At 44.3% G+C, this 22,587-nt stretch carries 17 protein-coding genes; 9 read left to right on the forward strand and 8 right to left on the reverse strand.

The genetic code is table 11. The annotated features are described in order from the left end of the window. Positions 1 to 132: 132 nt before the first annotated feature. From JC606_RS14535 to JC606_RS14545, 3 genes are all read right to left on the reverse strand, one after another. The gene (locus JC606_RS14535; RefSeq protein WP_137406734.1) at positions 133 to 867 is read right to left on the reverse strand and encodes an RNA methyltransferase; all 735 of its coding nucleotides are present in this window, start codon (positions 865 to 867) and stop codon (positions 133 to 135) included. A 185-nt stretch (positions 868 to 1,052) separates the two neighbouring features. After that, positions 1,053 to 2,105: an aldo/keto reductase gene (locus JC606_RS14540; RefSeq protein ID WP_198778845.1), complete on the reverse strand. Its 1,053-nt coding sequence runs from the start codon at positions 2,103 to 2,105 to the stop codon at positions 1,053 to 1,055. Between the two features lie 342 nt (positions 2,106 to 2,447). After that, the gene (locus JC606_RS14545; protein ID WP_162884312.1) at positions 2,448 to 2,591 is read right to left on the reverse strand and encodes a hypothetical protein; all 144 of its coding nucleotides are present in this window, start codon (positions 2,589 to 2,591) and stop codon (positions 2,448 to 2,450) included. A 353-nt stretch (positions 2,592 to 2,944) separates the two neighbouring features. Between JC606_RS14545 and pepT the strand changes: the two genes are divergently transcribed. The 3 genes from pepT (at position 2,945) to JC606_RS14560 (ending at position 5,977) form a co-directional block, all read left to right on the forward strand. Beyond that, a complete protein-coding gene (gene pepT / locus JC606_RS14550; RefSeq protein WP_198778846.1) occupies positions 2,945 to 4,177 on the forward strand; it encodes a peptidase T in 1,233 nt (410 codons plus the stop codon). 76 nt (positions 4,178 to 4,253) lie between these two features. Beyond that, positions 4,254 to 4,721, forward strand: coding sequence for a DM13 domain-containing protein (locus JC606_RS14555; RefSeq protein ID WP_198778847.1), 468 nt, complete (start codon positions 4,254 to 4,256; stop codon positions 4,719 to 4,721). A 413-nt stretch (positions 4,722 to 5,134) separates the two neighbouring features. Then, complete coding sequence (locus tag JC606_RS14560; protein ID WP_102425993.1) at positions 5,135 to 5,977, forward strand: mechanosensitive ion channel family protein; 843 nt, start codon at positions 5,135 to 5,137, stop codon at positions 5,975 to 5,977. Positions 5,978 to 6,063: 86 nt separating this feature from the next. Here JC606_RS14560 and JC606_RS14565 read toward each other — a convergent pair whose 3' ends face one another. After that, positions 6,064 to 6,507: a dCMP deaminase family protein gene (locus JC606_RS14565; RefSeq protein ID WP_004737813.1), complete on the reverse strand. Its 444-nt coding sequence runs from the start codon at positions 6,505 to 6,507 to the stop codon at positions 6,064 to 6,066. 259 nt (positions 6,508 to 6,766) lie between these two features. Here JC606_RS14565 and JC606_RS14570 point away from each other — a divergent pair, with 259 nt between their 5' ends. The 3 genes from JC606_RS14570 (at position 6,767) to JC606_RS14580 (ending at position 12,068) form a co-directional block, all read left to right on the forward strand. Further along, entirely contained in the window at positions 6,767 to 7,906 is a 1,140-nt protein-coding gene (locus tag JC606_RS14570; protein ID WP_198778848.1) for an efflux RND transporter periplasmic adaptor subunit, read from the forward strand. Positions 7,907 to 7,917: 11 nt separating this feature from the next. Beyond that, on the forward strand, positions 7,918 to 11,070 hold the full coding sequence (locus JC606_RS14575; protein WP_198778849.1) for an efflux RND transporter permease subunit: 3,153 nt from the start codon (positions 7,918 to 7,920) through the stop codon (positions 11,068 to 11,070). 320 nt (positions 11,071 to 11,390) lie between these two features. Beyond that, the gene (locus JC606_RS14580; protein ID WP_137406740.1) at positions 11,391 to 12,068 is read left to right on the forward strand and encodes a MaoC family dehydratase; all 678 of its coding nucleotides are present in this window, start codon (positions 11,391 to 11,393) and stop codon (positions 12,066 to 12,068) included. 92 nt (positions 12,069 to 12,160) lie between these two features. Here JC606_RS14580 and JC606_RS14585 read toward each other — a convergent pair whose 3' ends face one another. After that, a complete protein-coding gene (locus tag JC606_RS14585) occupies positions 12,161 to 12,976 on the reverse strand; it encodes a phosphate ABC transporter substrate-binding protein (protein WP_116871339.1) in 816 nt (271 codons plus the stop codon). Between the two features lie 270 nt (positions 12,977 to 13,246). Here JC606_RS14585 and JC606_RS14590 point away from each other — a divergent pair, with 270 nt between their 5' ends. Then, positions 13,247 to 13,609 carry a DUF3024 domain-containing protein gene (locus JC606_RS14590; RefSeq protein ID WP_061032260.1) on the forward strand — a complete coding sequence of 121 codons (363 nt, stop codon included), beginning with the start codon at positions 13,247 to 13,249 and terminating at the stop codon, positions 13,607 to 13,609. Positions 13,610 to 13,706: 97 nt separating this feature from the next. On the opposite strand, the gene JC606_RS14595 is transcribed toward JC606_RS14590, so the two are convergent. Both JC606_RS14595 and rnb read right to left on the reverse strand, forming a co-directional pair. Beyond that, the gene (locus tag JC606_RS14595; RefSeq protein WP_137406741.1) at positions 13,707 to 14,537 is read right to left on the reverse strand and encodes a helix-turn-helix domain-containing protein; all 831 of its coding nucleotides are present in this window, start codon (positions 14,535 to 14,537) and stop codon (positions 13,707 to 13,709) included. Positions 14,538 to 14,702: 165 nt separating this feature from the next. Next, on the reverse strand, positions 14,703 to 16,709 hold the full coding sequence (rnb, locus tag JC606_RS14600) for an exoribonuclease II (protein ID WP_198778850.1): 2,007 nt from the start codon (positions 16,707 to 16,709) through the stop codon (positions 14,703 to 14,705). Between the two features lie 308 nt (positions 16,710 to 17,017). On the opposite strand from rnb, the gene JC606_RS14605 reads away from it, so the two are divergent. Further along, positions 17,018 to 19,042 (forward strand): DEAD/DEAH box helicase, encoded by a 2,025-nt coding sequence (locus tag JC606_RS14605; RefSeq protein WP_083803034.1) that lies wholly within the window; start codon positions 17,018 to 17,020, stop codon positions 19,040 to 19,042. 652 nt (positions 19,043 to 19,694) lie between these two features. After that, on the forward strand, positions 19,695 to 20,888 hold the full coding sequence (locus JC606_RS14610; RefSeq protein WP_008219810.1) for an acetate/propionate family kinase: 1,194 nt from the start codon (positions 19,695 to 19,697) through the stop codon (positions 20,886 to 20,888). Positions 20,889 to 21,357: 469 nt separating this feature from the next. On the opposite strand, the gene JC606_RS14615 is transcribed toward JC606_RS14610, so the two are convergent. Beyond that, positions 21,358 to 22,488 (reverse strand): fumarylacetoacetate hydrolase family protein, encoded by a 1,131-nt coding sequence (locus JC606_RS14615; protein ID WP_198778851.1) that lies wholly within the window; start codon positions 22,486 to 22,488, stop codon positions 21,358 to 21,360. Positions 22,489 to 22,587: the final 99 nt, after the last annotated feature.

Genomic DNA, 22,587 nt, shown 5'->3' on the forward strand with positions numbered 1-22,587 from the left:
ATATCACTTACTACCGTTTTTGTTTTTAGTTCCCGCTAATCCGCGATGAACCAATAAAAAGGCGTACTGATTTAATCAATACGCCTTTTTTAATATCTGCACACTGCTTGTTAGTCAGTGAGTGAATGAGCTCTAACTATGTTGACGACGCATATTGTCAAGAATGATACCTGTCGCCATTGCTACGTTTAGAGATTCAGCGCCACCGAATGCTGGAATGGTGATTTTGTCCGTCACGAACTTAGCCGCATGTTCACGGATACCGTGAGACTCGCTGCCCATCAGCAAAATGCCATTTGCAGTGAAGTCAGTCTTATGAACACTTTCACCTTCTAAAAACGCGCCGTAAACTGGCAGGTTAGCTTGCTCTAAGTAAGCCGGTAAGTCTGTTTGGCTTACGTGTACTCGGCCAAAGCTACCCATGGTCGCACTGATCGTTTTAGGGTTGTATGGGTCAGCGCAATCGCTGCTCGCAACGATATGTTTAATGCCATACCAGTCTGCTACGCGAATGATGGTACCTAGGTTGCCCGGGTCAGATACGCCATCAAGCGCAATCATCAAGCCTGTCGCTTGTGGTAATTCAACCTTTGGAATCTCAACCACGGCAATTGCCGCATTGTTACTGACCAAAGTACTCGCTTTGGTTAGATCGTCTAGCGAGGCTTCAACACAATCAAACTCAATCAGTGATGCGTGATTTTCAGATAAGAAACCAGCAGTAGCAAAGACGTTCTTCACGACTAAGTCACTATTGAATAGCTCAAGAACGTTCTTTTCACCTTGAACTAGAAACAGGCCGTGGGCTTTACGTTGTTTCTTTTGGCCCAAAGCACGAAGGAGTTTTAATTGGTTTTTTGAAATCATGTTTTTATCCTAGATATAAGCCCGCGCATTATAGAGCAAAGGTTAGATAACCAAAAGTGCGATAAGCCAATGCGATCCATATAAAAACAAAAGCGCCCCACTTAAAAAAACAAAAGCGCACTAAATAGTGCGCTCTTATAGGATCAACTTAAGCTCAACAGAATCTGATAAGCTTAACCTACTGCTTAATACGGTACAGGATAGCGCTTAAGGGCGGTGTTGATATCAGTCAGAATCTTTTCAGAAAGCGGCTTGCTGAACGCTGCTATGTTCTCTTTGAGCTGTTCCATAGTGGTTGCACCAATAATGGTTGAGGTAACGCCATCCACTTGGTTACACCATGCTAAGGCGAGCTGACTCGGCGTGAATCCATGAGCGTTTGCCACTTCTACGTAGCCTTTAACTGCTTCATTAGCCAATTCAGTATCACGGAAAATGCCTTTGCGCTGCATGTAAGTCCAACGACTGCCTTCCGGCCTTGCGCCATCAATGTATTTGCCACTAAGCATACCGGCCGCCAAAGGTGACCACGGTAAGTAAGCGACGTCTTCATGCACGCAGTTTTCAATCAAATATGGCCAGTCTTTCGTGTGTAGCAGGCTGAATTCATTTTGGATAGAGACCATACGCGGCAAGTCATGCTTCTCGGCTAACTTGAGGTAAGTGTTAATGCCCCAAGTGCTGTCATCGGATAGACCAACGTGGCGGATTTTGCCTGCTTTAATACAGCTTGCTAGAGCTTGTAAGATCTCCAACATTTCAGCTTCATGCTGTTGTCGGGCGATGTCGCTAAAACGAATCTGATTCGGGAAATGTTTACCGAAGTGAGGTGTTGTGCGATTTGGCCAGTGAAGTTGGTACAGATCGATGTAGTCTGTTTGCAAACGCTTTAGTGATGCATCAACTGCGGCGATCACCGCTTCACCTGTGATAGGGCCACCGTTACGGACCCAAGGTAAGCCAGGGCCGGCAATCTTACTGGCAATGATCAACTCTTGGCGACGCTTTGGATTGCGTGATAACCAGTCACCGATAATCGCTTCGGTTTTGCCATAGGTATCAGGAGAAGGCGGCACTGCGTACATTTCTGCCGTATCAATAAAGTTAATACCTTGGCTTAATGCGTATTCGATTTGTTGGTCAGCTTGTTGTTGAGTATTTTGCAGCCCCCAAGTCATGCTCCCAAGACAAATTCGGGAAACGGGAATTTGGCTACTTCCTAGTTTTGAATATTCCATTGAATTCAGGATTCCTGTTGTTGGGTTCTCTGGTACTCGCATTATAGTTTTGAAAAAAGGGCGAGTGATGAATGAAAACGAATATGAATTATTAGCACAAAATGGTAAGACAAGGTATGGCTTGAGGTACTTTAATGAGTCATTTCTCAACGTTGTGAGCAGCAAGCATTAGTTGTGAAAATGGTATGTAAGAAGGGATTAGTAGAAAGGTAATGTAACGACAGTTTTAGCGCATTCGAACGCCGAGGAATGAGTACTGCATTAGAAATAAAAAAGCTCTACCGGATAGTGAGTAGAGCGTTTTTATAGGGGTCTTAATGGTACTAGAGATCCATTCAGTTACTAGGCTGCGTTTGTATCGAACCCACCTTGGGTCTGCGCCTGCTTTAGAGCTTCCTGCCTTTGAACTTCTTTCTCAGTTAATACTGGCTGAAGTGTTTCCTCAGAGGCTTGAGGATAGAAAATGAAATATTTATTAATCGTCATAACTATATCTCCGTGTAACGTATGACAGATTCTGCATCAAGGATAAACTGTGATCATCATCCACTTTGTACTTTTTTTAGGCTGAGAGCGAAGGGCGTAGAATGCGTACAAAGCGACCGCTTATCATCCGTATGCAATATTGGAACTGACGAAACCTTCTGTTTTCAAGTATAGGAAGCCTCTCTAATTTCACACAATAATGATTTAGAGCAAATACATAGATGGTCAGGGGCGTAAGATGAAAAACCTCGCTACTGACTCTGCGTACGTATTTTTCTAATAACAAATTACTTATCAATGCGCCTAACTATTAAGTCAGTAAATCAATTACTTAATCCATGGTGAGATGAATTATGGAAAAGCTTGTAGAACGTTTTCTGAATTACGTTACTTTCGATACGAAATCCGACCCTTCTAACCCACAGTGCCCAAGTTCAGCGGGTCAAATCACCTTTGCAGAAGTCTTAAAATCAGAATTGATCGCATTAGAGCTAGTTGATGTCTCTTTAGATAAAAATGGCTATTTGATGGCGAAACTGCCGTCGAACGTCGATTATCCAGTACCTGCGATTGGGTTTGTCGCGCACATGGATACCGCTCCTGACGCATCAGGTGCGAACGTGAAACCACAGGTGATTAGAGATTACCAAGGCGGAACGATAGAATTAGGTACAAGTGGTGAGAGCTTAAACCCAAGCCAATACCCAGATCTTGATGCTCTTCATGGTCATGACCTTATTACAACCGATGGTACTACTTTGCTTGGTGCTGACAACAAAGCGGGTATCGCTGAAATCATCAGTGCTATCTCTTACCTCAAAGCAAATCCTGAAATTAAACACGGTGACATTTGCATTGGTTTCACGCCAGACGAAGAGATTGGTCGTGGTGCGGATTTATTTAATGTAGAAAAGTTTGGTGCCGAATGGGCGTACACCATTGATGGCGGCTCCGTTGGTGAGTTGGAATTTGAGAACTTCAATGCCACAAGTGCGGATGTTATCTGTCATGGCGTGAACGTTCATCCAGGTACCGCAAAAGGTAAGATGGTGAACTCGATGAACATTGCTGCGCAGTTCCAATTGATGATGCCATCACAAGAAACGCCGGAATGTACAGAAGGCTATGAAGGTTTCTACCACTTGAAGTCAGCGGAAATGTGTGTGGCTCGCTCTGAGCTTGGCTACATCATTCACGACTTTGAGCGCGAAGGCGTAGAAGCGCGTAAGGCATTCATGCAACAAAAAGTGGATGAGCTAAATGAGCGTCTTGAGAAAGGCCGTGTTGAGCTGGTGCTAACCGATAGCTATTTCAACATGAAAGAGATGGTTGAACCTCATCAGCACATTATTGAGTTGGCTAAACAAGCGATGATCGAATGCGATGTGGAGCCGATGATCAAACCGATCCGAGGTGGTACAGATGGTGCTCGCTTGTCATTCATGGGCTTACCATGCCCGAATATCTTTACTGGCGGTTACAACTTCCACGGTATTCACGAGTTCATTACCATTCAAGGCATGGAACAGGCGGTGAAAGTGATTGTTGAACTGTCACAACGCACAGCCGTTCACTACCAAAAATAGCGGCCTTTAACGCGATATCTCTTTGTATTTTTGAGAGTATTCAATAATACTCTCTTTAAGCATAAGGGAGTACGCGATGAAAAAGTTAGTTTTATTTTGCACCCACCTAGCCGTGGGTGCTGTTGGTTTTGGGCTTGGGGTTTACGCACTGCCCATCTTAATTGAACCTGATTCTCCATCTTCGAGCTCGGTTGAAGCGATCAGCCAACAGGCCATTTATACCGGAGAGTTCACTAAAGGCCGCCAAGACAGTGATTTCTTACATTGGGGTGAGGGTATCGTTTCGGTTTCAGAAACTGCTATTGCGTTTGAAGGCGAACTTGCTCCGGGCCCAGATTACAAGGTTTACCTCTCTCCTAAGTTCATTGAAACCGAGCAAGCCTTTAATGACAGTAAGAGCGAGTTACTCAGAGTCGGAGATGTCAAAACATTTGACCGGTTTATGGTTGAACTACCGGAAGGTACTGATCTTAGTCGGTTTAATACCGTTGTGATTTGGTGTGAAACTTTTGGCCAATTTATTACTTCTGCCAAGATAAAATGATAGCCTTCTAGGGTGTGTTGCTCTTTCGAGTTGATTTTCGCAGCGAGTTGCTGGGTTATTTATACAAGGCAGAGGCGTCGATGTGTAGCTAGCCTACATGAGAAGCCGATAACGTAGTAGAAATTACCAGCAAACGCTGCCCGAAGGGTTCGAGCTGGGCGACCCGTAAAAAGCGTTTTACTCTTTGTGAGGGATATTTGCTTAGAATGATTATGCTACATCTCCCTCGCCGCGATTAAAACGCTTTTGACTAGGCGTCCCCATCCGAACGAAACTTAACCGCGAAAGGTCAACACGCCCTAATAGTTAATATCAGAATGAACACGAGCGCTCTGGAGTTGAGCGCTTTTTCATAGCACTGATATTAGCGGCTTTCTTGTAAAGCTAAATGTCGTAATACTAAGGAATAAGTAATGGAAAAAGTGTGGCAAGTAATAGATTTCCTACTCGCTCATAAGTTTATTTTTAGTGCGCTGATTATCAGTCTTATTTTAATCATCCGCCGAATCACCTTATCTCAAATTAGGGGTGATGTTGCTTTCCTTAGCGAAGACCAACGTAATTGGATGTCCCGTACTAAAAACGGCACCTTTGCGATTATTGTTATAACGCTTTTTCTTCTCTGGAAATCTGAAATCAGTGAGTTTGCTCTCTCAGTAACAGCAATTGCCGTTGCGATAGTAGTGGCGTCAAAAGAGATCATCTTGTGTTTCACCGGCTCTATTCAACGTGCTAGCTCACGCTCATTTAGAATTGGTGATTGGATTGAAGTGGGTAAAATCAGTGGTGAGGTGATTGAACACAACTTGATGGCGACTGTGATTCAAGAAATCGACTTGTATCATGGGCAATACCACTTCACTGGCAAGACCGCTACGCTGCCTAACAGCATGTTCTTTACTTATCCTGTAAAGAACCTCAACTTTATGAAGCGTTACGTTTACCATAGCTTTACGGTGACGGTGAAAGACTTCGTGAATCTGTACCCAATGGTGCCGGGTCTTATTGTCAAAATTGAAGAGCATTGTGAAGAGTTTATCGATGTTGCTCGTCGTTATAACGGCGTGATCGAAAAACACGCTGGTGTCGACCTTCCTGGCTCTGAGCCGCATATCCACATCACAAGCAGTTCAACCGGTGAGCAAGAAGTCCATTTTATGATTTTCTGTCCAACCGAGAAGGCGGTTCATCTAGAGCAAGAGATTCGTAAAGATTTCATGGAAGCATACGCTGAAGCATTTCCTGTCAGTGCTTAATCCTGCAGTCCGCTGAGCCCCAAACAAAAGAAAGCCGAGAGCGATAATATCGACTCTCGGCTTTTTTGTTCTAACTATCTGTTCGCTTAGTCTAGGTCTGCCAGTGGCAACCAATCGACTTGCACGCCTGCTTGTTCAAACATATCTTGGCTCACTTTGATTTTGTCTCCCCAGCGAGAAAGAAAGTCTTCACTTTGCTCTGGGCAGTGAACCGCAGAAATACCGGTTTGGATGATTTTCGCTGCGCAGTTTGGGCAAGGGAAGTGAGTTACCCAGATTTCACAGCTGTCTAAATCACGCTTAGCAAACAAGATTGCGTTCTCTTCTGCGTGAAGCGTTTTTAGGTATTTCATCTCACGATCATCAGTATCAGCACTGTCCGATACACCATGAGGGTAGCCATTAAAGCCAACCGAAACAATGCGGTTGTGTTTGGTGATAACAGCACCAACCTGAGTGGACGGATCCTTACTCCAGGAACCGACTAATTCCGCCATTTGATAGAAACGTTTTGCCCATTTTGAAATCATTCGAATTACCTTAACAAGGAAGTATGAGTTTTTATTATTGAAACCATATTATGTTAGACAATATATACAGAGAGGGGAAGTAGGAAAGATATATTTGATCATGAATTGTTGATGCTTTGTAAAGGGTTGATATATATCCAATTTCAATTTACAAGTTGAAACACTTTTGCGAGTTATAATTGATATTCCTCGGACATTTGAAGCAATTGTGTTACGTAACTTTTATGCTGTTCAATTTCTCATAAGTGACGGTATAACCATGCGTAAAAAGTTAATCCTTACGGCTCTTGCAAGCTCTCTTATTCTTGCTGGATGTGGGCAAGATGCTCAAAATGCCAAGCAAGCGCCATTACCTCTCGTAGCTGTACAGGATGTTAGCGTGATTTCTCATCAGCAAAGTAAGTCGTACATCGGCCGTATTGAAGCGGTTGAAGACACGGCAATTACCGCGCAGGTTTCTGGCTATCTTCAAAGCCGTCATTTCAAAGAAGGCCAAATGGTCGAAAAAGGGCAGCTGCTTTACTCGATAGAGCCTTCATCATTTGAAGCTGAAGTCGCAAGCGCTAAAGCGGCTGTTGCTCAAGCTAACGCCAATCTTAAAAAGGCTGAACTAGATTTCAACCGTGGTAAGAACCTACTTCCTAAAGGCAGTATTTCTCAATCGGAATTCGATGCATTGACGGCAAACCTATTAGGTTCTCAAGCACAGCTTGAAGCTGGTCAAGCTCAGCTAAATGCCGCTAACGTTCAGCTTTCTCATACTAAGATTGTTGCGCCTTTCTCTGGACGTATTAGCGATACCAAAGTGAGCACGGGTGATCTGGTTTCTCCATCTTCTGGCGTATTAACGACTTTAGTTAGCTTAGACCCAATCCATGCATCGTTCAGCATCAGTGAGCGAGAGCGTATCGAGTTAGGTATGGACCGTATTGAAGGTGATGGCAGCAGCGATTCTGATCGTGTTGAGGTGCAAATCATGCTTGAAAATGGCGAAGCATTCGAACACCTAGGTCAGCTCGATTTCTTGGGCAACCGTATCAACCTAAACACTGGTACGATCGCGATGCGTGCGATTGCCGATAACCCAGATCAGCAACTTCTTCCTGGTCAGCACGTTCGTGTTGAGCTGCGTGAGAAGCAATCTATTGATGTTGTAACCATTCCTCGCCGCGCGGTTCAAACCGACCTTGAAGGCGACTTTGTTATGGTGCTAGTTGAAGGTGAAGCAGCTCCTGTTGCAGAGCGTAGAAACATTGAGATGGGCCGAAAGGTTGAAGGGGGGGTGATTGTCCACTCTGGTCTAGAGAAAGACGATGCCGTTATTACTCAAGGCCTTCAGCGTGTTCGTAACGGTATGTCTGTTCGAATTCAACCTTCTGCGGCTGAGCAAGCAGAGTAAGGGGCGTAGATATGTTAAGTCGTTTCTTTATTCAAAGGCCTAAGTTTGCCCTTGTTATATCCATAATATTGACGCTGGCAGGTGCGATCTCTCTCGCTATCTTGCCTGTGGCGGAATACCCAAAAATTAGCCCACCTTCGATAAGTGTGTCTGCTTTTTACACAGGTGCAAGTGCAGAAGTAGTGGAACAGGCGATAGCCGACCCCATAGAAACGTCGGTGAACGGCGTTGAAGATATGATCTACATGTCTTCAAAGAGTGCTAACGATGGTTCATACAACCTTAACGTGACTTTTGATGTTTGTACTGACCCAGATATGGCTCAGGTCAACGTTCAGAACCGAGTTGCTCAAATCGAATCGAAGCTTCCACAAGAAGTTCGAATGGTGGGTGTCACCGTTAAAAAGCGTTCGCCAGACCTTTTGATGGTATTGAACTTCTATTCTCCAAATGGTGAGTACGATGACCAATTCCTGATCAACTACGTCAACCTAAACATTAAAGACCAACTGGCTCGTGTGAAGGGCATCAGTGAAGTTAACGTGCTAGGTGGTGGTGAATACGCGATGCGTGTCTGGTTAGATCCTGAGAAAATGGCTAACCTCAATATCACCACTTCTGACGTGAACCGCGCGTTGGTGGAACAGAACGTTCAAGTTGCTGCTGGTCGTATTGGTGCTGCACCTTATAACAACGCACAAGAAGTACAATTCAACTTGGTAACAAAAGGCCGACTAGAAACTGCGGATGAGTTTGAAAATGTTGTTCTTCGTGCCACTCAAGATGGTTCAACGGTTTACTTAAAAGACATTGCTCGTGTTGAGCTTGGTAAAAAGTTCTACGACGGTAATGGTAAATACCGTGGTCAAGATGCGTCGATCGTAACGCTGTCACTTCAGTCAGACGCTAACGCGTTGGAAAGTGGTAAAGCCGTAATGGCGATGCTCGACAACCTCAGCAAAAACTTCCCTGAAGGCGTTGCGTATGAAGCGAGTTACGACACGACAGTCTTCGTTGCTGAGTCGATCAAAGGGGTAGTAAAAACGCTGATCGAAGCTATTTTGCTCGTTATCGCAGTTACGTACCTGTTCTTGGGTAGTGCTCGTGCAACCTTGATTCCTGTTGTTGCGATTCCTGTATCTTTGATTGGTACATTTGCCATCATGCAGATGACGGGCTTTACCATCAACACGGTAACTCTGTTTGGTTTGATCTTGGCAATTGGTATCGTAGTAGATGATGCGATCTTGGTTATCGAAAACGTCGACACCACCATGGCGAAAGACCCAACGATTTCACCGCGTAAAGCTACGCTGATCGCGATGAAAGAAGTGACGAGCCCAATTATTACTTCAACCTTGGTACTACTCGCGGTATTCATCCCAGTTGCAATGCTTCCGGGTATTACTGGCATCATGTACCGTCAGTTCGCGCTGACTATCTGTATCGCGGTTGTTATCTCTTCGATCAACGCATTAACGCTGTCACCAGCATTGTGTTCATTGGTTCTTAAACAAGGTGGTGGTAACACGGCTCGTTGGTACCAAGCCTTTAACCGTGGTCTAGAATCTGTTACTAACAAATACGGTCAAGTAGCAGGCTTCTTAGTTAAGAAAGGCGTTCTGCTGTTCACTTTCTTCTTCGTAGCTTTGGCGGCTGTGACTTACTTTGCGAAGACAACGTCTACGGCGTTCGTACCTCAAGAAGATAAAGGTATTCTGCTGGTTAACGTTCAACTTCCAGATGCGGCATCCCTGTCTCGTACTGAAGATGTGACCAAGCAATTACTAGAGATGGTTGAGCAAGAGCCGGGTGTCGATGGTGTAACACTGGTTAACGGCTACGCATTCATGACAGGCGCTTCTGCGTCGAATGGTGCGTCGATGTTCATCAAGCTTCACGATTGGAACATGCGTAACGCACTGGATGGTCAACATTCAGCACAGGCTATCTCACAGCGTATTAATGGACGGGCTGCGACTGAACTTCCTCAGGCGATTGTATTTGCAATGGGACCGCCAGCGGTACCAGGTATGGGTGCAGCGTCTGGTTTTGAATTTGTCCTTGAAGACACTTTAGGCCGTAGCCGTACTGACCTAGCGATGGTGATGAATGACGTGATTACTGAGGCGACCAAGCAGCCTGAGATTTCACATACATTCAGTACTTTCCGCGCCAACGTACCTCACTACTATGTCGATATTGACCGTGAGAAAGCGCAGCAGCTAGGTATTCCGTTGTCGGAAATCTTCCAAACACTGCAAGGTAATCTTGGCTCGTTGTACGTGAACGACTTCACCATGTTTGGTAAGAACTTCCGTGTAACCATGCAAGCAGACAGTGACCACCGTAGCAGCATGGATGACCTACAACGATTCCACGTACGCTCTTCTGCTGGTGAGATGATCCCGCTAAGTACGCTTGTGACTTACGATCAGATCTTTGAACCCGATGTAGCATGGCGTTACAACATGTACCGCAGTGCAGTAATCCAAGGCCAGCCAGCACCGGGTTACTCAAGTGGTGATGCGATTGCGGCGATGGAACGTGTAGCGGCAGAAGTTCTGCCACAAGGTTACCAGTACGAATGGACTGGTATGGCTTACCAAGAAGTATTAGCAGGCAACCAAGCGATCTTCGCGTTTGCATTGGCGCTGATCTTCATCTACTTGTTCATGGTGGCTCAATACGAGAGCTGGACAATACCTATTGCGATTATCTTAGTTGTACCTGTGGCAACCTTAGGTTCTTTCTTGGCGTTGAACCTAACAGGCACACCGTTGAACCTTTACGCACAGATTGGTTTGGTTCTTTTGATAGCCTTGGCCGCGAAGAACGCAATTTTGATTGTGGAATTCGCGAAGGTCGAGCGTGAGGAGAAAGACGCACCGATCGTCGATGCGGCAGTGAAGGGCGGTACTCTACGTTTCCGTGCTGTGAACATGACGTCTTGGTCGTTTATCTTAGGTATCTTCCCGCTTATCTTTGCGGCGGGTGCTGGTCACGTGAGCCAGAACTCTCTTGGTATTTCACTGATTGGTGGTCTGTTATGTGTGTTGATGGCGGGTACTTTCCTAATCCCAGGCTTCTATGCATTTGTGCAGCGTAAACGTGAAAAAGCACACGGTGGTAATACTAAATTAGTGCCACTTGATGATGAGTAGAAGAAGTCACTCCTCATAAAGCGGATTCTTTGTAAAGACTAAATCCTCGTAAAAACTGAGGCTTAGCAGTGTGCTAAGCCTTTTTTTATGCGTCAGAGTAATAAAAATGCTTTTTATATAATCAAATCTTTATTATGTGATGGAGCTAATACTCTATTTTGAGTTTTCTAATAAAATGATGTTTTATTGGTAAGTTTCTGTTTAATAATGAAATACAGGTGTTCAGCTAACGCTTGTATGCTCGAAACTATTTGCACAATAGTGTGAACTGTTTCAAAATTACGAAGTTATATTGAAATTTTTTGTGCATTGAGGTTCTTATGAAGGTCATTGATTTATTTAAACACCGAGGCGACAGCTTGTCATCGCAACACTCAGAGTTTATGCAATGGATGTCTCCAGCTCTTAGAGATTACTGGGGCGACTTTCTGAACCGCACACAAAACAGCCACTTCTTTGCATGGGTTCGTGATCACCACAAACCTGCGGTAAACGAAGATGTGCCAGTAGAGCAACCAATCGTACTAAAACCAGAAGCACAACTTGTGTTTGATGAGCTGAACGAGAAGATTGGTGAAGTTATTCATACTGGCGATTGGATCAATGTAAGCCAAGATCGCATCAACCAATTTGGTCTTGTGACTGAAGACATGCAGTGGATCCACACTGAGCCAGAGAAAGCCGAAACTGATTCTCCGTTCAAAACCACCATCGCACACGGTTTCTTAACTTTGTCTTTGCTTCCGCGTCTAACCGATAGCGTTGATCCTGACAAATCTCAATTCCCAACAGCGAAGATGGTTGTGAACATTGGTCTTAACCAGGTTCGCTTTCCATACCCTGTTAAATCGGGCAGCAACGTTCGTGCAAAAAGTACATTAACGAAAGTAACACCAATTAAGAAAGGTCTAGAGATCGAACGCGAGATTCGCGTAGAAATCGAAGGTGTTCGTCGCCCTGGCGCTGTTATCGTTTCAGTGATTCAACTTCACTTCTAAGTGGTTTGAAAGTAAGCGATTTATAAAGATTCAAAAAAAAGAGAGAGCGTGATGCTCTCTCTTTTTGTTTTCATAAGATAAAACTTACTCACTTATTTGATGCGAGTGTAGCCGTATTCTTCAATCAGGTCTTGGCCTTGTTTAGATTTCACGAACTTGATGAAGTCTTTGCTCTCTTCAGAAACTGAATCCGTCTTGTGCAGCAATAAGAATGGGCGAGCCAGTTCATAGCTGTGGTTTGCGATGTTTTTAGATGTCGGCTCTACGCCTTCAAAAGTGATGGCCTTGATAGAGCGGTCGATTGAACCAACAGAGATAAAGCCGATAGCGTGTGGGTTGTGATTTACGATCGTTTTCACCATGCTGTTGCTGTTAACAACTAAGTTATTTGGGTTGATGTCAGACACTAAACGGTCGTTAATGATCTTTGTTAAACCAAGTAAGCTTTCGAAGCTGTAGCGTGAACCTGAAGACGCTTCACGAGTCACAACCGCGATAGGTTGATCGGCACCACCCACTTCTTTCCAATTGGTGATTTTACCTTTGTAGATATCAAATAGTTGCTCGCGAGAAACGTTACTCACGCTGTTTGAACGGTTAGTTACAACAGCTAGACCATCAAAGGCAATAGGGAATACCTTGAGTTTGTCACTCTGTTCTTGGTCAGTTAAGTAGCGTGAGCTCATGCCGATATCAGCCACACCTTTATTAACCATGGTAATACCCGCTGTCGAGCCGATGCCCTGAACGGCAATGTAGTTATCAGGGTGAGTCTTGTTGTACTCCTCAGCTAATACGTCCATCACTCGAGAAACAGAAGTGGAGCCCGAAATATTGGTTTCTTGTGCAAAAGCAGCTTGAGAAGACAGGGCTAAGGATAAAAGAGAGGCAAGCGCGACTCGTAACATAAACAACTCCTAGTTAATAACATTTGTCGCATATGATAGGTCGGTTATATGACACTTTTGTGAAATTCCATACGCTCTTTGTATGGTGGTTGAATGAGTCAATGAACGCGTAATTCAGCAATAACAATGGTAAGTTTATTCACACAAAATCCGTTAATGGGAGCGTGATTGTGATTTTGTATGAGGACGTTCGCTAAAATGTTGGTTGAGTTCTAAGCTAATTAAAGGGATTCCTACTTAGAGAATGCCTATGAAGTTACAAGGAGTGTTATGTCCGTCATTCATATCGAACTTAATCGCCTTCTCGTTGGGGCTGAAAAGCTCTGCACTTCCCGTAATAGCAGTTTACCTGTCGAACTCGGTAAATCGTTATATGAAGAGTGTAAAGGCGGCGTGATGTTCTCACAGGCTCATTATCTGCTCGACTCATCTCATAGTGATTACACAAACGACATTGCCTGCGTGACGTTTGATGAGCATTCTGCTTGCTGGTTGGTTACTGTGCCATTAGAGAGTGATGAAACAACCGATATCATCGCTTGGGGGCCTTATCCGTACCTTCCTCAATCCAAAGACCTTGATGCTGTGTTGTCTGAAATAGAAAAAGACCCTAAATCGTATTTTTGGTCATAAAGGTCTGTTTTAACTCGCTGGTGGCGTGGCACTAGAGCTACGCCTTCTGTTCATTCTCAATCAAGCAAATAGTTTGCTCTAGGTGTCAGGCCGCGTCTTACACTTGTGGTTTCATGCTTTGTAATTGAGATTGTGCGATGAGAGAACGGAAATCTTTCGGTGTCTTCCCATGATACGTTTTAAAGGCTGTGCTGAAGTGCGCAGCGCTCTTAAAGCCAGACTCATACGCGATTTGAGTAATGGATTTAGTCGACGTTCTAAGTTGCGTTGCGGCATGGGCAATACGTTTAATCTTTAATAAGTTTGAAAATGAAAGATCTTCAGCCGATAAACGGCGTTTCAGTGTGGCTGGCGACATTCCGATGTAGCTGGCTAGTGTGTCTAAAGAGATATTATTTTCAATATTCTGTTCAATGTAGTGAATGACTTTTTGCGTCACCGTTAACCTTGAAGCTCGTGCGATGATAACCAGCAGAGCAGGGTATTGTTCGACCATCAGTGAAAGCAAACCTAACCCTAATTGAGTGAGTGCGTAGTCATTTTTAGCTGAAGAATGAGCTAAAGACATTATGAGATCTTTCAGCTCGCAGATCTCTGTATCAGTTTGGTTGAATTTGATGTACTGGTTGGGGACTCGAGTGGATTCTAGGTCGCTGAATTGGTTGATGAACTTCTGGAAAATATCTAAATCAAAATCTAAGCAGGTTGCGCTGAATTCGCCGTTTTCTGTATCTACTGTGATGTCTTTGATTTGGCCTGAGTTATAAAGTGTGAAATCGCCTGCCTGCAATGAGGCTTCGGTGCCATCGGGGAGCACGAAAGAGATACTGCCTTTTGAAACGATGAAAATACCATTTTTAGAGGCGGGGTACCGTTCTCGTTTCCTGGGGATGAAGTTTCTGAATTGAGTAACTGTTATTGATGACATAATGTGCTTCTTTGACATTGTAAACGAGTTGCTTATTAGTTTTAGTATTGTTTAAGCATTAGACATTTACAAAAAAGGCGCTAATAATTAGCGCCTTTAGAAGTGAACCTTTGAAGCTTGTGACCTTGAAAGCTTTGACCTTGAAAGGCCTATCCTTTACAGCTATTAAGCTTCGGTTTCGTTTGTTGTTTCAGGCTCGCTAGGCAAGTCCGCAAATACTTGAGTAGGTTTTGCTACTAAGTTACGGTTTTCCTGATTAACTTCAGAGAGAACTACTTCTAAAACGTCTCCCAGTTTGTATACCATTTCTTTATCGATAGATACAGTACCCATATCACTGTTGCACTCGATTCTTTCTTTATTATCAAGAATGAGAGAACCAGGGATAAATGCAGCGGCACCATTCTCTAGCAAGCGAACACGCATACCAGCACGGTTGATGTCAAAGATTTCTGCTTGGAAGCGTGTTTCTTCAACTGGCGCGTTAGCTAACGTGCGAGCATACAACCAATCACCTACATTACGCTCAGCCATACCGTGATGGCGGCGGTGTAGTGCAAGTTCATCACCAATAGTCTCGTCTGGTGTTTGAATTGGCGCTTTACCAAGGATATGTGCCTTAAGCATACGATGGTTAATCATGTCACCGTACTTACGAATTGGAGAAGTCCAAGTCGCGTAAATGTCTAGACCCATTGCGTAGTGTGGTGCAGGTTCGTTGCTGATTTCACTGTACGCTTGGAACTTGCGGATACGGTTATCGTAGTAGTTATTATCTAAAGAGCCTAACCAGCGGCGCAGTGCAGCAAAGCCTTCAAGAGAAATAATTTGCTCTTCTGTGAACGGTGTTTCTGCTTGTGGATTAACTAGTTCAAGAACGTCTGCAACTTTCTCGGCTTTGAAACCAGAGTGGCAGTTAAACACACCTTGGTTGAAGCTCTCTTTCAGTACTCGACCCGCACAGATGTTTGCGCTGATCATTGATTCTTCAACTAGCTTGTTTGCGCTACGACGCATGTCTGCGTGAATCGCAACAACATCGTTATCTTCGCTAAGTTCAAAACGGTAATCAGGGCGATCTGGGAATACCACTGCGTTTGCTGAGCGCCATGCTGAACGTGCTTGTGCAAATTCGTGTAGGTCAGAAACAATCGCTGCGATTTCTTCAGATGGTTGCCACTTCTCTGATGCACCGGTTTCTAGCCAGTCTGAAACGTTGTCGTACGCTAGACGAGCGTGAGATTTAATGTTCGCCGCGAAGAAGTGGATGTCATCGCCAATAACGCCATCTTTAGATACGGTTACTGTGCAGCATAGAGCAGGGCGAACTTCATTCTCGATAAGCGAACATAGGTTGTCTGCAAGGTCACGAGGTAACATTGGGATGTTACGACCAGGTAGGTAAATAGTGAAGCCACGTTCGCGAGCTACTTTGTCCATAGCATCATCTGGAGAGATGTACGCTGTTGGATCAGCAATCGCGATAGTTAGTTCAAAATCGCCGTTCTCTTTCTTTTTCGCGTATAGCGCATCGTCCATATCTTTTGTGCTTTCGCCATCGATAGTCACAAAAGGAACATGGGTCATGTCTACACGTTCAAGATCAGCATCATCGTTGATCTGCCAGTTGTCGATACCTTCTGGCTCGCTGTTTGGAAGGTCATTTTGTGCAAGAGTTACCCACCAAGGTGCGATCTTGTCGTCAGCGTCAGTGATCTTTTCTGAGATTTGAGCCAAGAAGCCGTTATCGCCTTTTAGCGGATGCTGAATGATGTGTGCAACAACCCAGTCGCCTTCTTTTAGCGTCTCAGGGTTTAAACCTTTCTGCGCTTTAGCTTTAAGTTGCAGCTTTTTCAGCTGTGGGTGATCAGGAACAACGTTAAGTCGACCTTTGAACAGCTTTACTCGTGCGATGAATCGAGTAAGACCTTGTTCCACTAGCTCTTCTGGCTCAGCTACTTCACGTTCTTTTTCAGTACGGATGATAGCGACTACTTTGTCACCATGAATGCATTTCTTCATATACGGTGGTGGGATGAAGTAGCTAGTCTTGCTATCTACTTCTAGAAAACCAAAACCTTTTTCAGTGGCTTTGATTGTGCCTTCCTTTTTCGGGAGGGTTTCTTGGATTTGTTGCTTAAGCTGAGCGAGTAGAGGGTTATCTTGAAACATCTTACTTTTATCTTACGAGAACAATTGAGCACACTATAATCATTGCGAAGCCTGATTACTACTTAAAGCCGAAAGGAGAGCAAATTAATTGCCGGCTTATTTACTAGGTTCAATTCAATTGATGTAAACGGCTATGACGAGATATTCATCAAGTTTTGACGATATGATAGCCAGTATTGAAAGAAAACCGAAAAATATGTGATGTAATTCAATTTTTTCTGGCTTTTTTTATGCATTTAAGGAATAATCCGCCTCCCTTAGACGTCCCTAATGGCTTGAAGTGTTTTATTACTGCTTCGTAACTCTGAATGGAATCAGTATCTGATTGGATCAGTATTGGAAATGGTAGAGCTCCCGGGACCTTTTGTTTACTTATATATAGTGGGATCCCAATGTCCGAATCTGTAATTCAATTTAATGAATTAGCCCTAAACGAAAACATCCTTTCAGCTCTTGATAGCATGGGTTTCGTTTCTCCAACTCCAATCCAAGCAGCAGCTATTCCTCTTCTTCTTGAAGGCCGTGACGCACTAGGTAAAGCACAGACTGGTACTGGTAAAACAGCAGCATTTTCTCTGCCTTTACTAAACAAAATCAACCTAAACCAACACAAACCACAAGCAATCATCATGGCTCCTACTCGTGAGCTAGCGATCCAAGTTGCTGCGGAAATCAAAAACCTAGGCCGTGACATCAAAGGTCTTAAAGTTATTGAAATCTACGGTGGTGCTTCAATCGTTGACCAAATGCGCGCTCTAAGCCGTGGTGCTCACATTGTTGTTGGTACTCCAGGTCGTGTTAAAGACTTACTAACTCGTGACCGTCTACACCTAGATGAAGCACACACATTTGTTCTTGATGAAGCAGATGAAATGCTAAAAATGGGCTTCGTAGATGACGTTACTTGGATCCTTGAGCAAGCTCCAGAATCTGCACAGCGTGTACTTTTCTCTGCAACTATGCCTCCAATGGTTAAGACTATTGTTGACCGTTACCTACGTAACCCGGCTAAAGTTGACGTTGCTGGTACTAACCACACAGTTGATAAAGTAGCGCAGAACTTCTGGGTTGTTAAAGGCGTAGAAAAAGACGAAGCAATGTCTCGTCTTCTAGAAACTGAAGAAACTGACGCGTCAATCGTATTCGTACGTACTCGTCAAGACACTGAGCGTCTAGCTGATTGGCTATCTGCACGTGGCTTTAAAGCTGCTGCACTGCACGGTGATATTCCTCAGTCTCTACGTGAGCGTACTGTTGATCACATCAAACAAGGTGTTATCGATATCCTAGTTGCAACTGACGTTGTAGCTCGTGGTCTTGATGTTCCACGTATCACTCACGTATTCAACTACGACATCCCATTCGATGTTGAATCTTACATCCACCGTATTGGTCGTACTGGCCGTGCTGGACGTAAAGGTAAAGCGATCCTTCTAGTTCGCACAAACCAAATTCGTATGCTTCGCACTATCGAGCGCGTAACTAAGTCTACAATGGAAGAAATCCAACTTCCTCTACGTGACCAAGTTGCTGCAGCACGTGTTGCTAAGCTAGGTGCTGAGCTTGAAACAGAGAAAGAAAGCAAAGCTCTAGAAAACTTCGCAGGTCTTATTACTACCCTGCAAGAGTCTCTAGACGTTGATGCTGCTACTCTAGCTGCAATGCTTCTTAAGCGTCAGCAAGGTAAGAGCCCACTGTTCTACATTGGTGAAGACCCAATGATCGCTGCTATCGAGCGTGACAAGAACCGTCGTAAAGAGCGTCGTGAAAACCGTGATAACGGTGGCCGTGACTTCAATACTCAAGACTGGGATACTTACCAACTACAAGTTGGCCGTGAGCAAGGTGTTCAGGTTAAAGATATCGTTGGCGCACTTGCAAACGAACTTGGCCTAACTAAAGGTTCTATCGGTGCTATCAAACTTGACCAAGGTTCAACTTACGTTCAACTGCCAAAAGCAATGAACTCTGAAACTGCTGGTAAACTAAGCAAGCTACGCATCCGTCAAAAAGAAGCTGGTGCTGTTGTTGTAGACTTCAACGATTTCCGTGAACCACGTCGTGGTAACGGTGGCCGTGGCGGTCGTGATGGTGGTCGTGGTGGTTACCGCGGAAACCGTGATGGCAACCGCGATGGTAATCGTGAAGGCGGTCGCGGTGGATACCGTGGCAACCGTGACGGTAACCGCGATGGCAACCGTGAAGGCGGCCGTGATGGCGAGCGTCGTTTCGACCGTAACCGTGGTGGCGATCACCGTGGCAACTACCGTGGCGAACGTGGCCATGGCAACGGCGGTAACCGTGGTCGTCGTCCAGAGCGCAACGAAGGTTAATCAACCTTTAGCTTAGACGCTCTAGTCTAGACACTGAATTTAAAAGCCGAGCATTATGCTCGGCTTTTTTGTGCCTGCTTGTTCATTCTTCCGACCGCACTGCGCATAACTAATGCACCTTACTTCACGCCAAGATTAATATTACTTCTGCAACCCAGTTAGAAATGATTGTTCAAACTCCCGGATGAAGGGAGCAATCACTCTATCTTGCTCCGTTAACGTAGCTGTATAGCATTGTAAGGCTATACTTAAATTACGTGCTACCAGTCGAGGTAGTAGTAATAAAAGCCTCTTAAATTGCTGTGTAGTCTGTTTACGCAGGGCTCAACTTCTAGAGCATGGAGAGTGTGGGATAGGGTGAGTATTGTTGCTTTGTTTCATGATGTTGACCGTCTTACCGGATCACTCAAATCAAGTTAAAAATAGTTCAAGCATTCGTTTGCTTTGTAAGTTTGTTCATTTTCATATTCAACTATTTTTTAATTTTGCTCTCGAAATAAATAAATTAATGACTAAGATCAACTTAATTGTGTTGATTTGGTGATTTTTTCAAAACAAAAGTTGAAAGATTCAAAAATTATTGAATAATGGGCTTAACTAAAATTGAAGTAAACACTTCATCTAATTCGTACTGAAACAGGATCCATATCCAATGTCTAATTCGTTTGTTCTGGTTATTAACTCGGGTAGTTCATCCCTAAAATTTGCTGTCATTGATTCTGTTTCTGGTGAAGCAGTGTTGAGTGGCTTAGGGGAGTGTTTTGGTCTTGAAGATGCTCGTATGAGCTGGAAATACCAAGGCGAGAAAACTGAAATTGCTATTCAGGGTGAAGGTAGCCACCACAAGATTGCTATTGGCAAATTGGTAGGCCTGATGGAAGACCTTGGTTTCACGGCAGATATCGTGGCTATCGGTCACCGTATCGTTCACGGCGGTGAGAAGTTCACTCAAACGGTTCGCATTACTGAAGAAGTAACGAACGAGATTGAAAGCCTATCTGATCTTGCTCCACTTCATAACCCAGCAGGTGCTATCGGCATCCGCGCTGCGATTGAAGCTTTCCCTTCTCTGCCTCAGTTCGCTGTATTTGATACGGCTTTCCACCAAACAATGCCACAACGCGCATTTACTGGTGCAATCGCTAAAGAACTATACACAGACTTCGGTGTACGTCGTTACGGCTTCCACGGTACTAGCCACTACTTCGTAAGCCGTGAAGCTGCGAAGATGCTAAACAAGCCTGTTGAAGAATCTAGCTTCATCTCTGTTCACCTAGGTAACGGCGCATCAGTATGTGCTATCAAAGACGGTAACAGTGTTGATACATCAATGGGCTTCACACCACTTTCTGGCCTTATGATGGGTACACGTTGTGGTGACTTAGACCCAGGCATCATTGAATACCTTCTTAAGAAAGGTTGGTCACAAGAGCAAGTCTTCAACTCTCTTAACAAGGAGTCTGGCTTCCTAGGTGTGTCTGGTCTTACGAGCGATGCTCGTGGCATTTTAGAAGCTATGGAAGAGGGTCATGAAGGCGCTAAGCTGGCTTTCGAAGTATTCACATACCGTGTAGCTAAATACGTTGCTTCTTACCTTGCAACACTAGATTCTCTAGACGGCATCATCTTCACAGGTGGTATCGGTGAGAACTCTCTACCAATCCGTCGTGAGATCCTTAAAAACCTTAAGATCCTAGGTTTTGTTGAAGATGTTGCTGGTAACGAATCTGCTCGCTTTGGCGCAGACGGCATCATCGCTAAGTCTGAGATGCTAGATGCAGTAGCAATGGTTATCCCAACCAACGAAGAGTTCGTGATTGCTCAACAGTCGGTAGAGCTTCTGTAATAGATTCTAAGAAAATCAGATAATGAAAAGCGAGCCCATGTCGCTCGATTTTTTGTTTTAAATGTTGGATAGGCTTATAGCTAAATACCTAAACCGAAAGCAGCCATCGTTAGATACTCTGTTGTCTGGGAATCACTTTCAGACTCTTCTAGACAGCTAGCCAATCGTGACTTACTTCTGCCTAGAAATGTGTTACACCTTTTGCTTATTTCTATCTTGTTTATGGGTTTATACCCAACAAAAATTTTCTGATGCCACAACTGTCAAAGTAATTAGGCGCAGAGCGATCTAAATCGCTGGCAGCTCTAGAACTACCACGTCCTCAGATGTGCTAATACTGTCTGTATTCGTGTTAATTTGTTCACCAGAAGTTTTATTGATACACGCGCCCAATTAATCAGGCACGTGTACTTATGGAGTTCAGAAAACAATGAGCAAACTAAGATTAAAGTGTCGTTAGTTTGGGTGTCTAGTTGATAATATCGATGTCTATGCTTCCCAAATAGGTGCCGGTTAGCTGCACCTTATCGCCAGCTTGCAAGTAACTTTTGTTATCAAAGCTTTCCTCGATGTATTGCTCCAGAATATAGTCTACAGGACCTGAATCTAAGAATGAAAAGGTTGCGAACCACTTGATGGATTTGGATATTCTGTAATCCCATCCTGGAGTGTTGTAAACTACACCCGCTGGGGTACCTGTCACGAGATTTTGGTTTGGGTTAATCCCTTGTTGACCGAATAACGTGACGTCTTGACCTTGATATCGCCAGATAGGCTGCTCACCCTTTTCTAGAATCATTTCAATCAGAGATTTGGGCTCACGAATCATTTCAGAGGCAGCGGTTTGTTGGCGCTGCTCACCATTGACATAGGTGGTTAGCGACACGCTCTTTAAGAAGGAGTTCCAATCTTTGGGAACCACAATGTAAGGTCCGGTTGGGAAGCGTGATTGTCCACTTTTCGCATCACTAAATCCATGACCTGATGTAACGTTGTCGACATCAATCTTCCGCAACAGCTCCGCTCTGTCAGTAAAGTCACCACATACAAATAGCCCCGCATAACCATCGCTTTGTTTAGGGCTAACTATAGGTTTAACCCACCTCATACACAGCTCTACCTCGTAATCCAGAAGTACATTCTTTTGGTAGCGGATCTTAGTGTGGTTTGGTGTTGGCTTGGAAAACTTAGGAAATAGGAAGACTTCGTCAATATCTGCTTCTTCTCCGTGCTCTAAGTAGTTAGTGCCTGCTGCGATATGCTCAGATCCTTGCCCGCCTGCTGCGAGTAGTTGTTTGTAGTCTAGGGATGTAACTGGGAGGTCGTAATGTACGTCAGACAAAGTGCTATAGCCGTATCGGTCGATAAAGCTTAGTGCTTCGCTCGGGTAATAGTCAAAATGTTCACTTAGATTGATCGCTTTTACACTTTTTCTCGTAGATTCAGTGACTAAATACGTATGGGTTTGACCTGATGGGTTGAGTGCTTGTGCGAGTGTAAGGGCAACGTCAGAGGGCGCGATTTCCGTCGAATGAGCATAATTGATTGACGACAAAGCGAATAGTGCTGTGAAACTGATTAGTTTTGGTGATACTTTCATTTTAACTCTCCGTTTGGTTGATGTGATCACATTACGCTTGCCAATGTCACAATTACGTCACCAATCTTCGAGCTAATACAGTAGTCATTGAAAAGGAAA

Source organism: Vibrio sp. IB15, assembly GCF_016406055.1.
GTDB lineage: Bacteria > Pseudomonadota > Gammaproteobacteria > Enterobacterales > Vibrionaceae > Vibrio > Vibrio chagasii.

Excerpts from the sequence above, each read along its gene's own strand:
- JC606_RS14535 (WP_137406734.1), bottom strand. The coding sequence starts at position 867 with ATGATTTCAAAAAACCAATTAAAACTCCTTCGTGCTTTGGGCCAAAAG.
- JC606_RS14540 (WP_198778845.1), bottom strand. The coding sequence starts at position 2,105 with ATGGAATATTCAAAACTAGGAAGTAGCCAAATTCCCGTTTCCCGAATT.
- JC606_RS14545 (WP_162884312.1), bottom strand. The coding sequence starts at position 2,591 with ATGACGATTAATAAATATTTCATTTTCTATCCTCAAGCCTCTGAGGAA.
- pepT (WP_198778846.1), top strand. The coding sequence starts at position 2,945 with ATGGAAAAGCTTGTAGAACGTTTTCTGAATTACGTTACTTTCGATACG.
- JC606_RS14555 (WP_198778847.1), top strand. The coding sequence starts at position 4,254 with ATGAAAAAGTTAGTTTTATTTTGCACCCACCTAGCCGTGGGTGCTGTT.
- JC606_RS14560 (WP_102425993.1), top strand. The coding sequence starts at position 5,135 with ATGGAAAAAGTGTGGCAAGTAATAGATTTCCTACTCGCTCATAAGTTT.
- JC606_RS14565 (WP_004737813.1), bottom strand. The coding sequence starts at position 6,507 with ATGATTTCAAAATGGGCAAAACGTTTCTATCAAATGGCGGAATTAGTC.
- JC606_RS14570 (WP_198778848.1), top strand. The coding sequence starts at position 6,767 with ATGCGTAAAAAGTTAATCCTTACGGCTCTTGCAAGCTCTCTTATTCTT.
- JC606_RS14575 (WP_198778849.1), top strand. The coding sequence starts at position 7,918 with ATGTTAAGTCGTTTCTTTATTCAAAGGCCTAAGTTTGCCCTTGTTATA.
- JC606_RS14580 (WP_137406740.1), top strand. The coding sequence starts at position 11,391 with ATGAAGGTCATTGATTTATTTAAACACCGAGGCGACAGCTTGTCATCG.
- JC606_RS14585 (WP_116871339.1), bottom strand. The coding sequence starts at position 12,976 with ATGTTACGAGTCGCGCTTGCCTCTCTTTTATCCTTAGCCCTGTCTTCT.
- JC606_RS14590 (WP_061032260.1), top strand. The coding sequence starts at position 13,247 with ATGTCCGTCATTCATATCGAACTTAATCGCCTTCTCGTTGGGGCTGAA.
- JC606_RS14595 (WP_137406741.1), bottom strand. The coding sequence starts at position 14,537 with ATGTCATCAATAACAGTTACTCAATTCAGAAACTTCATCCCCAGGAAA.
- rnb (WP_198778850.1), bottom strand. The coding sequence starts at position 16,709 with ATGTTTCAAGATAACCCTCTACTCGCTCAGCTTAAGCAACAAATCCAA.
- JC606_RS14605 (WP_083803034.1), top strand. The coding sequence starts at position 17,018 with ATGGAATCAGTATCTGATTGGATCAGTATTGGAAATGGTAGAGCTCCC.
- JC606_RS14610 (WP_008219810.1), top strand. The coding sequence starts at position 19,695 with ATGTCTAATTCGTTTGTTCTGGTTATTAACTCGGGTAGTTCATCCCTA.
- JC606_RS14615 (WP_198778851.1), bottom strand. The coding sequence starts at position 22,488 with ATGAAAGTATCACCAAAACTAATCAGTTTCACAGCACTATTCGCTTTG.